General features: G+C 71.3%; 9 protein-coding genes and 2 pseudogenes. 7 read left to right on the top strand and 4 right to left on the bottom strand.

Features of this window, described 5'->3' with window-relative positions; all coding sequences use genetic code 11:
• From IEY89_RS40455 to IEY89_RS07520, 5 genes and pseudogenes are all read left to right on the top strand, one after another.
• Nucleotides 1-307 (top strand): annotated as a pseudogene (locus tag IEY89_RS40455) (slipin family protein); the annotation flags it as partial.
• Nucleotides 308-550: 243 nt separating this feature from the next.
• Nucleotides 551-1,630 carry a S1 family peptidase gene (locus IEY89_RS07535; protein ID WP_229695082.1) on the top strand — a complete coding sequence of 360 codons (1,080 nt, stop codon included), beginning with the start codon at nt 551-553 and terminating at the stop codon, nt 1,628-1,630.
• A gap of 290 nt (nt 1,631-1,920) precedes the next feature.
• A complete protein-coding gene (locus IEY89_RS07530; RefSeq protein WP_189146475.1) occupies nt 1,921-5,385 on the top strand; it encodes a DNA polymerase III subunit alpha in 3,465 nt (1,154 codons plus the stop codon).
• A complete protein-coding gene (locus tag IEY89_RS07525; RefSeq protein ID WP_189146474.1) occupies nt 5,382-6,395 on the top strand; it encodes a DNA polymerase Y family protein in 1,014 nt (337 codons plus the stop codon). Before IEY89_RS07530 ends, IEY89_RS07525 begins: the two co-directional genes overlap by 4 nt.
• Before the next feature lie 229 nt (nt 6,396-6,624).
• Nucleotides 6,625-7,509 carry an esterase/lipase family protein gene (locus IEY89_RS07520; protein WP_189146473.1) on the top strand — a complete coding sequence of 295 codons (885 nt, stop codon included), beginning with the start codon at nt 6,625-6,627 and terminating at the stop codon, nt 7,507-7,509.
• Nucleotides 7,510-7,595: 86 nt separating this feature from the next.
• Here the strand turns inward: IEY89_RS07520 and IEY89_RS07515 are convergent, their stop codons facing one another.
• The gene (locus IEY89_RS07515) at nt 7,596-8,627 is read right to left on the bottom strand and encodes a lytic polysaccharide monooxygenase auxiliary activity family 9 protein (RefSeq protein WP_189146472.1); all 1,032 of its coding nucleotides are present in this window, start codon (nt 8,625-8,627) and stop codon (nt 7,596-7,598) included.
• A gap of 221 nt (nt 8,628-8,848) precedes the next feature.
• A complete protein-coding gene (locus IEY89_RS41485) occupies nt 8,849-8,983 on the bottom strand; it encodes a hypothetical protein (protein ID WP_268240723.1) in 135 nt (44 codons plus the stop codon).
• Nucleotides 8,984-9,120: 137 nt separating this feature from the next.
• Here IEY89_RS41485 and IEY89_RS07510 point away from each other — a divergent pair, with 137 nt between their 5' ends.
• Nucleotides 9,121-9,708 (top strand): class I SAM-dependent methyltransferase, encoded by a 588-nt coding sequence (locus IEY89_RS07510; RefSeq protein ID WP_189146471.1) that lies wholly within the window; start codon nt 9,121-9,123, stop codon nt 9,706-9,708.
• Between the two features lie 12 nt (nt 9,709-9,720).
• Here the strand turns inward: IEY89_RS07510 and IEY89_RS07505 are convergent.
• Nucleotides 9,721-10,232 (bottom strand): annotated as a pseudogene (locus tag IEY89_RS07505) (ribonuclease FAU-1 family protein).
• Complete coding sequence (locus IEY89_RS07500) at nt 10,213-11,142, bottom strand: GNAT family N-acetyltransferase (RefSeq protein WP_189146470.1); 930 nt, start codon at nt 11,140-11,142, stop codon at nt 10,213-10,215. Before IEY89_RS07500 ends, IEY89_RS07505 begins: the two are co-directional and overlap by 20 nt.
• Before the next feature lie 71 nt (nt 11,143-11,213).
• Here IEY89_RS07500 and IEY89_RS07495 point away from each other — a divergent pair, with 71 nt between their 5' ends.
• Entirely contained in the window at nt 11,214-11,582 is a 369-nt protein-coding gene (locus tag IEY89_RS07495; RefSeq protein ID WP_189146469.1) for a GntR family transcriptional regulator, read from the top strand.
• Nucleotides 11,583-11,791 lie beyond the last annotated feature (209 nt).

The following is an 11,791-nucleotide window of genomic DNA, read 5'->3' as shown; positions in this document are numbered from 1 at the left end:
GAACTCCACCCTCGTCCTGCCCTTCCCGGTGGAACTCCTCCGCTTCCTCGAACGGGCCCAGCAGCCCGCCGGGCCGCCGGCCGCACCAGCGGCGCGAGAGCCGGTCGCCCCCTCGGCGGCACAGTCGGTAGTGCCCTCGGCGGGGCCTGCGCAGGTGGCGCGGGCGCCGCGGGACGGGGCGCGGCCGGAGATCGCCGAGCGATCCGAGCGGGCGGAGGAGTCCGAGCAATCGGTGCGGGAGCAACTGCCGTCCGCCGCGTCCCTGTTGGATGTGAGCCCCGGAGGGGCGAATTCAAGACAGGACTAGACCTTACGGTCCGCCCACTTATTACTCACGCGTAGTGTTTGCAGTGCGAATTCTTGTGAAGTAACTGTGAGATGACCGTGGACAGTCAAGGTGAGGCTGCGGATGAGGGTGTGTTCTCGTTTGTCTACGCGCGTCCGGAAGTCGACCTTGTGTGTTCGCTGAGTGCCTCGGAATAGTGGGAGGCGTTCAACCGGCAGGGAGGTCCCCACAACCTCCCTGCCGCCCCCCACAGGAGGATGCAAGTTGAAGCACCGACGCATGTCCGGGCGCCGTGCCGCCATGGTGGGTGCGGGTGTCACCGCACTCGTCGCCGCTGGAGTGACCTTCCAGAGTGCGAACGCGAGTGAGGTCGACAAGGCCCCCGAACCCAAGGCCCTTTCGATCCTGGCGGCCGGAAAGATCGCCTCGACGCTCGACAGGGACCTCGGCTCCGATCTCGCGGGAACGTACTACGACGCGAAGACGAAGAACCTCGTCGTCAACGTCCTCGACGAGGCGGCGGCCCGGACGGTCGAGTCGGCCGGCGCCCGGGCCCGGATCGTCGAGCACTCCGTCGCCGAACTCGACGGCGCCCGTACGACCCTGAAGCGGGACGCGACCATCCCCGGCACCTCGTGGGCGGTCGACCCGACGGTCAGCAAGGTCGTCGTCACCGCCGACCGCACGGTCTCCGCGGCCGAGTGGACCAAGCTCACCAAGGTTGTCGAGGGCCTCGGCGGCACTGCCGAACTCCAGCGTACGAAGGGGGAGTTCAGGCCCTTCATCGCCGGCGGCGACGCGATCACCGGCGGCGGCAGCCGCTGTTCGCTCGGCTTCAACGTGGTCAAGGGCGGCGAACCGTACTTCCTGACCGCCGGTCACTGCACCGAGTCGATCTCGACGTGGTCCGACTCGTCCGGTGTGATCGGCCAAAACGAGTCGTCCAGCTTCCCCGGCAACGACTACGGCCTGGTCAAGTACACGGCCGACGTCGCCCACCCGAGCCAGGTCAACCTCTACAACGGCAGCTCCCAGCGGATCACCGGCGCCGCCTCCGCCACCGTCGGCCAGTCGGTGACCCGCAGCGGCTCCACGACCCAGGTGCACTCCGGCACGGTCACCGGTCTGAACGCGACCGTGAACTACGGCAACGGCGACATCGTCAACGGGCTCATCCAGACCGACGTCTGCGCCGAGCCCGGTGACAGCGGCGGCTCACTCTTCTCGGGCAGCAGTGCGATCGGCCTCACCTCCGGCGGCAGCGGCGACTGCGGCTCGGGCGGGGAGACCTTCTTCCAGCCGGTCACGGAGGCGCTGTCGGCCACCGGTACGGAGATCGGCTGAGGCCTCTCCTTCCACGCGTCATCCCTTTCCCGGGCCGATCGGTCCGGGGCGGTCCCGCCCCTGGTTCCCGGGGGCGGGATTTCGCCGTTCGCGAGGCCGTACGGAGGGGGTTGGCGAAGGCGCCGACGGCCTTTGACGGTTCGCAGTCGTCCTTGATCAGGTCGCTGACCGGGGCCGATGGGGCTAGAGTGAACGAATCAATCGAACGGAAGTGCGAATCACTATGGATTTTCCATCGAACTGGTGATCGATTAGATGGCCGAAAAGGGGTGGAGTGATGGAGGTGCGGCATGACGGGCTTCGCCCATCTGCACGTCGCGTCCGGTTACTCCGCCCGGTACGGCGCATCCCACCCCGAGCAGCTCGTCCGGCGGGCCGCCGAGCACGGCATGGGGGCGCTGGCCCTCACCGACCGGGACACGGTCACCGGCGCCGTACGGTTCGCCCGGGCCTGTGCGAAGGAAAGGGTCCGGCCGGTCTTCGGCGTCGACCTGGCGGTGGCCGCCCTCGCGCCGCCGCCCCCGGACCGGCGGCGCCGTACCCCGGTGCGCGGCGGCGCCCATGTGGTCGAGCCGCCGCTGCGGTTCACGCTGCTCGCGCAGGACCGGGCGGGGTGGGCGCGGCTGTGCCGGATCACCTCGGCCGCGCATGTCGGTACGGCGTCCGGCGCGGCGCCGGTGGTGGTGCCGTGGGAGGCGCTGCGTGAGTACGGCGGCCCCGGTCTGACCGTGCTGCTCGGCCCGCTCTCGGAGCCGGTGCGGGCGCTGGCGGTGGGCCGGGAGGATGTCGCGGCGCGGTTGCTGGCGCCGTGGAAGGAGGTCTTCGGGGGAGGGGTCCGGATGGAAGCCGTTGCGCAGAAACGTTTCGGCACGGGTCCCGGGTCCCTGCGCCTGGCCGCCCGTACTCTCGCCCTGGCCGACCGCACCCGTACCCCCGTCGTCCTCACCAACGCCGTCCGCTACGCCGACCCGGACCAGCACCGCCTCGCCGACGTCCTGGACGCCGCGCGCCTGCTGCGGCCCATCGACCGGCGCCACCTGGACGGAGGGCAGCGGTGGCTCAAGGGCGAGCGAGGAATGGCGGTCGTCGCGCGGATGGTCGCCGAGTGCGCCGGAGCGGACGTCCCAAGGGCCCGCCGGCTGATGGCGGACACCGCGGACACGGCGGCCGAGTGCCACCTCGACCCGGTGTCGGACCTCGGGCTCGGCACCCGGCACTTCCCGGAACCCTCGCTCTTCGGCGCCGAGCACCGAACGCATCGAGCGGACGGAGCCGCACAACTGCTGCGCCGGCGGTGCGAGGAGGGCCTGGCCCGGCGTGGCCTCGACCGCGACCGGGAGGCGCTCGACCGGCTGACCGAAGAGCTCAAGGTGATCTCCGCGCTGGACTACGCCTCGTACTTCCTCGCCGTCGGCCAGGTCGTCGCCGACATCCGGGCCAGGGGCATCCGGGTCGCGGCCCGTGGTTCGGGCGCCGGCTCGCTGGTCTGCCACGCCCTGGACATCGCCACCGCGAACCCGCTCGACCACCGGCTGCTGTTCGAACGCTTCCTCAGCGAGCGGCGCAGGAGCCTGCCCGACATCGACATCGACGTGGAGTCCGCCCGACGCCTGGAGTGCTACGACACGATCTTCGAACGGTTCGGCAAGGAGCGGGTGGCGGTCACCGCGATGCCCGAGACCTACCGGGCGCGCAGGGCGCTCAGGGATGCCGGCCTCGCTCTCGGTATCGCCCCGGCGGACGTCGACCGGATCGCCAAGAGCTTTCCGCACCTGCGCGCCTCCGACATCACCGGCGCCCTCGCCGAACTGCCCGAACTGCGTCAACTGGCCGCCGAGGCACACCGGTTCGGACCGCTGTGGGAACTGGCGGAAGGTCTCGACTCGCTGGTCCACGGCATGGCCATGCACCCCTGTGGCGTGGTCATCAGCGACGCCACCCTCCTGGACAGGTTGCCGGTACAGCCCACACCACAGGGCGACTACCCCATGGCCATGGCCGCGAAGGAGGAGATCGAGGCGCTGGGCAACATCAAGCTCGACGTCCTGGGCGTCCGTATGCAGTCCGCGATGGCCCACGCCGTCACCGAGATCGAACGCACCACAGGCAACCACATCGACCTCGACGACCCCCGGCAGGTCCCGCTCGACGACGTCTTCGCGTTCAAGCTCATCCAGGAGAGCCGGACCCTGGGCCTGTTCCAGTTGGAGTCACCAGGCCAGCAGGATCTTCTGTCGAGACTGCAGCCGCGCGATCCGCAGGACGTCATCGCCGACATCAGCCTCTTCCGCCCCGGCCCGGTCGCGGGCGGCATGCCCGAGCGGTACATCGCCGCCCGGCACGGCGGCACACCGGCGTACGCCCACCCGGACCTGGAGCCGGTGCTCGCCGACACCTACGGCGTGACCATCTGGCACGAGCAGATCATCGAGACGCTGCATGTGATGACCGGCTGCGACCTGGCCCTCGCCGAGATCGCCCGAAGGGCACTCGGCGACAAGGACCGACTGCCCGCGATCAAGGAGTGGTTCCACGGCCTGGCACGCGCGCGGGGCTACAGCGCGGCCGTCCGGGACGAGGTCTGGCGGACCGTCGAGGCCTTCGGCGCCTACGGCTTCTGCCGCGCTCACGCGGTCGCCTTCGCCGTACCGGCACTGCAGAGTGCCTGGCTCAAGGCGCACTATCCGGCGTTCCTGCTGGCCGGTCTGCTCGAACACGACCCCGGTATGTGGCCCAAGCGCGTCCTCGTCGCCGACGCCCGCCGGGGCGGCGTGCAGGTGCTCCCCGTCGACATCAACCGCTCCCGGGTGAGGCACACCGTGGAGAAGGCCGACGGAGAGCGCTGGGGTGTGCGGCTCGCGCTGTCCGGGGTGCACGGCATCGGCGAGGAGGAGTGCGCCCGGATCGAGGAGGGGCAGCCGTACGGATCGCTGTCGGACCTCTGGCAGCGGGGCCGGCCCAGCAGACCGGTCGCCGAACGTCTCGCCGAGATCGGCGCCCTGAACTGCCTGCACGACGGACGCCTCACCCGGCGCGATCTGCTGCTCCAGATCGCCGAGTTGCACCGGCAGTCCCGTGACCGTTCCGCACACGAGGGCCAACTGCCCATTGATGCAGGGGCTGTTGGGGGAGTTGAGCCGAGCGGGTTGCCCGAGATGACCGGGCGCGAAGCCCTCAGTGCCGAGCTGAACACCCTCGGCATCGACGTCTCAAGGCACCTCATGGAGCACCACCACCGTCTCCTGCGCGAGATCGGCGCGACCGACGCGACCCACTTGGCCGGACTGCGGGCGGGGCAGCAGGTCCTCGTCGCTGGCGTACGGGCCTCCACCCAGACCCCGCCGATCGCCAGCGGCAAGCGGGTCATCTTCGTGACGCTGGAGGACGGTTCCGGCCTGGTCGACCTGGCCTTCTTCGAGGACTCGCATCCGGCGTGCGCGTACACCGTCTTCCACAGCGGGCTGCTGCTGGTGCGCGGCACGGTCCAGGTGCGCGGCACCCGCCGTACCGTCGTCGGATCCATGGCCTGGGACCTGGACGAGATCGCCGCCGCCCGCCGCGACAACGGCCCCGAGGCCGCCCTCGCCCTCCTCGGCGAGAGCCGCCCGCACCCGACGCCCGCCCAGCCGCGGCGGACCCTGGCCAACGGCACCACCGGCGCCCGGCTGCACCCGTACGCCGACCTCCAGCCCGCCGGCACCCGCTCGGCCGACCTGAAGAAGTTCGGCTACACCAGCCCGGGGAGCGCGGGATGAACGGGACGACCCCCCGGCAGCGGCACATCGCCCACCTCCACCTCCATGCCGCACTGACCGAGGCCCGCCGTGCCACCGTGATCGAACTGATGTCTGACATCACGCCGCACGTCCAGGCCGTCCTGCCGAACGCCGTCCAGCTCGACCTGACCTCGGCGCTCCGCTACTTCGACAGGTCCCCCTACGACGTCGTCCAGATGGTGATGCTCAGACTCAAGGGTCTGTACGGCATCGACTGCAGCGCCGGGCTCGCGGGCAACCGCATGATGGCGGCGATGGCGGCCGACGCCTCCGCGCCGGGCGAGACCACCTGGGTGCCCGCCGCACAGGCCGCCGACTGGCTGGGCCCACGGCCGGTCACCGCACTGCCCGGGATCGGCCGCACCACGACGGAACTGCTCGGCAGGTACGGCCTGCACACCATCGGTCAGGTCGTCGACCTGCCGGCGGGGACCCTGCAGCGACTTCTCGGCGCGGGCCCCGCCCGGCTGCTGGCCGAGCGCGCCCGGGGCCACGATCCCCGTCCGGTCACCCCTTCGGAACCGGCGGCGCATCTGGTCGCCGACCTGGTGCTGGCCCGTGACTGTCTGGACCCGGCGCAGCAGCACCGGGCGGTGCTGGGGCTCGCCGACCGACTCGGCGGGCGCCTGCGTGGCGAACGGCGGACCGCCGGCCGGCTCAGCCTCACCGTGCGGTACGCCGACCGCAGCTCCACCACCCGTACACGCGCGCTGCCGGAACCCACCAACCACTCACCCGCCCTCGCCTCGGCCGCGCTGGGTCTGCTGACCGCCCTTGGACTGCAGCGGGCGAGAGTCCGCGCCTTCGTGATCCGCGTCGACGCCCTGGTGCCGGCCGACGGCTCCTACCGTCAGCTCTCCCTGGATCCCGGCGACGCCCGCGCCCGCGCCGCCGAATCCGCCGCGGACCGTGCCCGGCGGCGCTTCGGGCCGGAGACCGTACGCCCGGCCGCCCTCGCCCCGCACCCGGAGGACGCCGCCCGCGCGTAGGGGGCGCGTGAGGTCGAATCCTGTGCGGGGCGGAGTCGCCGCCGACCGAGGCGGGGTCGATGAGGGTGGCCCACTATCACAGCCTCGGCTGTCACAGGAAGTTTTTACCGACGCGTAACTTCCCGGTTGAACTACTCGCCCGTAACTTGACGGGTGAACAACATCCAGTGATCCGGATCACAGGGCGTAGAGCCGTCGCAACTCCCTTGAGCCGCAAGGAGATCACTCGATGCTGCCCTGGAAACGCGCACTCAGACCTCTCGCCGCACTGCTGCTGGCCGCTGTGGCCACCGCCGTGCCCGTCGCCACCGCACAGGCCGAAACACAGGCCGAGACGCAATCCGCGTCCGCCGCCAACAGAGGCTGGAACGACTACTCCTGCAAGCCGTCCGCCGCCCATCCCCGCCCCGTCGTCCTGGTCCACGGCACCTTCGCCAACGGAGTGGACAACTGGCTCGCCCTCGCGCCGTACCTGGTGAACCGCGGCTACTGCGTCTTCTCGCTCGACTACGGCCAACTGCCCGGCGTACCCCTCTTCTACGGCCTCGGCCCCATCGACAAGTCGGCCGAGCAGCTCGCCGCCTTCGTCGACAAGGTGCTCGCCGCGACCGGTGCCGCCGAGACCGACCTCGTCGGCCACTCGCAGGGCGGCCTGATGCCCCGCTACTACCTCAAGTTCCTCGGCGGCGCCGCCGAGGTGCACACCTTCGTCGGTATCGCCCCCAGCAACCACGGCACCACCCTGAACGGCCTCACCCACCTGCTGAAGTACTTCCCCGGGGCCGACGACCTGCTCACCACGGCCACCCCCGCCCTCGCCCAGCAGGTGGCCGGGTCCGCCTTCCTCACCAGACTCAACGCGGGCGGAGACACCGTCCCGGGCGTCCGCTACACGGTCCTCGCGACCCGGTACGACGAGGTGGTCACGCCGTACCGGAGCCAGTTCCTGAGCGGCTCCGACGTACGCAACGTCCTGATCCAGGACCTGTGCCCGCTGGACCTCTCAGAACACGCCGCCCTCGGGCTGCTCGACCGGATCGCGTTCCACGAGGTGACGAACGCCCTCGATCCGGCGCACGCCACCGCCACCACCTGTCTGTCGGTGGTCGGCTGACCCCGGTCGGGGATCGTCCGCCGGGGCCCGGCCGGCCTGAGCCGCCGGCCGGGCCCCGGCGAACGGAGTGGGGAGTGACAGGCAGGTCAGCGGCCGTGTTGTCCGCCGTCGCCCACCGTGCGTCGGCGGACCGAGAGGAACAGGGCGGCGGAACCCAGCGCCAGGGCGCCCGCGCCGCCCACCGCGAGGTACGGGGTGCCGGCAGCGCCGCCGGTCTCCGCGAGGTTCACCGCGGCGCCCGCTGCCTTGGGCTGCGCGAGTGGAGTGCCGGTGGACGGACCGGCGGACGGGGTGGCAGACGTGCCGGCCACCGCCTCCCCGTGCTCTTCATGACCTCCATGTCCGACCGTCGACTCGTCGGCACCGTCCTCGATCTGTTCGTCGGAGGGTGCGGAGGCGGAGGCGCTGCTCGACGCACCGCTGCCCGCGCCTTCCCCGGTGTCTTCCTCCGCCCCTTCGCCCGCTCCCGCCCCCGTATCCGCGCCGAACGTCACGTCGGAGCACGAGTAGAACGCCTCCGGGCTGTCCGAGCGCTGCCAGATCGCGTACAGGAGCTGTCTGCCGGAACGTTGCGGCAGGGTGCCGGAGAACGTGTAGAAGCCGCCCGCCGCGACCGGATCCGTCGCCGTCGCCACCGGGTGTTCGAGGTCCAGATCGGCCCAGGACAAGGGCTCGGCCGGGTCGTAGCCCGCCTTGGTGAGATACACCCCGAAGGTGCCCTTGTGCGGGGCGGTCACGCGGTACCTGAAGGTGTACGGGCCGCCGCGCACGCCGGTCGCCGGCCAGTCGGCGCGGGCCAGGTCGAGGCCCCTGAACTCCTCGTTGCCCGCACTGCACAGCTCACCGTCCGGGATCAGCGCCCGGTGCCGGCCGCCCGCGTCACCGATGCGGATGCCGTTCCAGTCGTAGAGCGCCTGCGTACCGCCTGCCGAGACCGCCGCCCGGCACGCGGGCGACGAGGGGCTCTCGGGGCCCTCCGCGTAACACTGGGCGACCCTGCTGACCGGGTCGCCCAGGGAGCCGTGCGCGGACGCGGGCGCGGTACTCAGGGCGACCATGGCGACACCGAGGACGGTGACGGTGAGGGGCGCGGCGGCCGTGCGGCGGCGAGCGGGCATGCGGGATCTCCTCGCAACGGTCGATCGGGGGCGCTCAGCAAACTAGCCCCAGGAAACCGCCGAATCGCCTGCTGGAGGCGGGTGAGGGAGATCCTTATGGTCGGCTTAAGGAAGGGTTCGGGCTGCGCTCAGGTAGGCGACGACGCACAGGGCACGCGCGTGTGTGTCCACCACCGCCACCGCATGACGTCGGTCCGACGGTTTTCGGCAGGCGGCCGACCTCAGCCGTCCGGCCACCAGGTGCGCGCGATGTCCTTGCGGATCTCGGGACGCTCGGTGGTGCGTTCGTCGGCCTCTTCCCGCACCCGGCGGGTGTCGGACTTCTTCAGGGGCTTCTGCACGGTTACGCGGCGCATGGCTGCCTCCTTCGGTCCACCGGGTTCCGCGTTTTCGCGGAGATAGACCATTTCCGGGAGGGTGACTTATCGGCGCCGGTCTGTCAGTGGCGGCCGTCACGATTCGATTGTCAGTGGTGGGTGTCACTCTTGGCCCCATGACCGACACCGACTGGGACGCAGTGGCGGCCACCTTCGATGACGAGCCCGACCACGGCCTGCGCGATCCGCTCGTGCGCGAGGCCTGGGCGGCCCGGCTGCTGGCCTGGCTGCCGGACCGCCCGGCCGATGTCCTCGACCTGGGCTGCGGCACCGGCAGCCTGTCGCTCCTCGCGTCCGAACAGGGGCACCGCGTCACCGGAGTGGACGCGTCCGGGGCCATGGTCGAGCATGCCCGGAGCAAGCTGGCCGGCCGCGCCGCGGTGTTCCTCGTCGGTGACGCGGGGGCGCCGCCGGTGGGGGAGGAGCGCTTCGACGTCGTGCTCGTACGACACGTCCTGTGGACGCTGCCCGACCCCGCGCGCGTGCTGCGCCACTGGCGGGGGCTGCTCCGGACCGGCGGGCGGCTGGTGCTGGTCGAGGGCGTGTGGGGGACGGTCAGCCCGGTCGGCATACCCGCCGACACGCTCACCGCACTGCTCGCACCCCTCGTTGCGGACGTCCGCGTGGAGCGGCTGTCCGGCGACGCGCGGCTGTGGGGCCGCGAGGTCGAGGACGAGCGGTACGCGGTACTGGCCCAGCCGTAGCACGCGGGACAGTCAGGCGAGCAGTGCCTCGAAGTCGCCCTCGCGCGCCAGTGACTCCAGCTCGTCGAGGGCCGCCACGGCGGCGGACGCGGCCCGCGGGTCGGACCGGGCAAGACCGCTCTCCTCGAACTCGTCCTCGTCCAGCCGTCGTACGTCCGTTCCGTCGGCGGAGCGCCACAGGTCCAGGTCGAGATCCTCGACGACCAGTTCGGTGCCGGCGAGCCTGGCCGGGCGGGCGATGTCGCAGTACCAGCCCTTCAGCGTGCCCGTCGCGTCACGGACCTCCTTCACCGAGTACCAGCGGTCCCGCCAGTAGTACTCCGTGAACACGTCACCGGGCGCGAAGCGGACGAAGCCGAGTCGCGGACTCCGTCCCCGGCCCAGGGGGCGCGTACGGCGAGGCGTGTGCCGTCGTCGTGGAGCAGCTCGGCGAGGTAACTGATCTTCGTACGGCCGGCCTTGACCAGGACGACGTTCACCGAGGACGTGGACGGGGCTGTGGCCTCACGCGAGTTCGCGGACATACCGCACCTCCGTCGCGCAGATCTCGTAACCGAACCAGTTGTTGATCGCGATCATCGGGCCGTTCCCGGCGTCGTTGCCGGTCAGGGCCTCCGTGTACCCGGCGGCGCGGGCGCGGTGCAGGGAGTCGTTCTTGGCGAGCTTCGCGAGGCCTCGGCCGCGGAAGTCGCGGGCGGTGCCGGTCATCACGGTGCCGTAGCGGGTGGCGCCGTCGGTACGGGCCGCGCTGAAGGCGGCCGGGCGGCCGTCGACGACCGCGACCGAGGTCAGCTCGGGGCTGAACAGGGGGTGCTGCCAGGTCTGGCGGAGCCAGGCCTCGTAGTCCGTGAACTCGTAGTCGACATCGCTCGGTTCGTCCGACGACGCCTCCGCGTCCAGATCGAACAGCGGGCGCGGGTCGGCGTCGTAGTCGGAGGCCGGGCGGATCTCGACGCCGGGCGGGGGGTCCTGGAGCGGGGGCAGCTTGCCGTTCGCCAGGTCCAGACGGAGGAAGTGCGCGTTGCGGCTGGAGCGGTAGCCGTGGCGTTCGGCGAAGGCGCGGTTGTCGGGGGCGTCCAGCACCCAGGAGAAGGACTTCGTCACCCCTGCGGAGGCGAGGTGCTGCTCGGCGGCGCTGACGAGGAGCGAACCGGCGCCCCGCCGGGTGCGCTCCGGGTGCACATACACGTTGACGTATCCCTGACCGGGCTCCGGGCTGTCGTGGACGACTCCGGTCTGGGCGGTGCCGAGGACCTCGCCGTCCTCCTCGGCGATCAGTGCCCGGAAGCGGGCGCCGGGGTGGGCGTGCGCGATGTCGTACGCGACGCTGTCCGGCGTGAACAGGAGGAAGGGGAGCGCTATGTGCCGGATGCGGGCGAAGGCTTCGACGCCGGCCTGGTCTTCGGTGCGGAGGGTTCGCACGGTCACTGTCATGAGCTCGGACGTTACGCGGGGAGACACGGCGGGTGCCTCCCTTTTTCTGGCCGGTACGGGACAATCGCAGCGTGACCCTGAAGATCCGCATCGACGACAGCGCGCCGCCCTACGAGCAGGTGCGCGCCCAGATCTCCGAGCAGGCCCGGGCCGGGACGCTGCCGGTGGGGTACCGGTTGCCCACCGTGCGAGGGCTTGCCGAGTCGCTCGGTCTCGCCCCGAACACGGTCGCGAAGGCGTATCGGGCGCTGGAGTCGGACGGGGTGATCGAGACGCGGGGGCGTAACGGAACGTATGTCGCTGCCGCGGGCTCGGCGGCGGAGAGAGGCGCTGCGCTGGCTGCGCAGGAGTATGTGGAGCGGGTTCGGCGGTTGGGGTTGGGGGAGGAGGTTGCGCTGGCCGCGGTGAAGGATGCCCTGCGGGCGGCTTATCAGGGGTGAGTGGGGTGGTTATTCGGTTGCCGGCCCGGTGGGGGCTTGTCGCGCAGTTCCCCGCGCCCCTGAAGGCCTGCGGTTCCCGGGGTCTGCAACGCGGCGCAGTTCCCCGCGTCCCTGAAAGCCCGCGGTTCCCGGGGTGTTCGACGTGGCGCAGTTCTCCGCGCCCCTGTGAGCCCCCCGGCGATCACAGGCACAGGTTCGCGTCCGCGCCC

Origin of the sequence: Streptomyces lacrimifluminis (assembly GCF_014646095.1) — a bacterium.
GTDB lineage: Bacteria > Actinomycetota > Actinomycetes > Streptomycetales > Streptomycetaceae > Streptomyces > Streptomyces lacrimifluminis.
Note: the sequence above shows the minus strand (reverse complement) of the source record. Positions and strands in the feature narration are given on the sequence as shown.

Excerpts from the sequence above, each read along its gene's own strand:
- IEY89_RS07530 (WP_189146475.1), top strand. The coding sequence starts at position 1,921 with ATGACGGGCTTCGCCCATCTGCACGTCGCGTCCGGTTACTCCGCCCGG.
- IEY89_RS07515 (WP_189146472.1), bottom strand. The coding sequence starts at position 8,627 with ATGCCCGCTCGCCGCCGCACGGCCGCCGCGCCCCTCACCGTCACCGTC.
- IEY89_RS07525 (WP_189146474.1), top strand. The coding sequence starts at position 5,382 with ATGAACGGGACGACCCCCCGGCAGCGGCACATCGCCCACCTCCACCTC.
- IEY89_RS07520 (WP_189146473.1), top strand. The coding sequence starts at position 6,625 with ATGCTGCCCTGGAAACGCGCACTCAGACCTCTCGCCGCACTGCTGCTG.
- IEY89_RS07500 (WP_189146470.1), bottom strand. The coding sequence starts at position 11,142 with ATGACAGTGACCGTGCGAACCCTCCGCACCGAAGACCAGGCCGGCGTC.
- IEY89_RS07510 (WP_189146471.1), top strand. The coding sequence starts at position 9,121 with ATGACCGACACCGACTGGGACGCAGTGGCGGCCACCTTCGATGACGAG.
- IEY89_RS41485 (WP_268240723.1), bottom strand. The coding sequence starts at position 8,983 with ATGCGCCGCGTAACCGTGCAGAAGCCCCTGAAGAAGTCCGACACCCGC.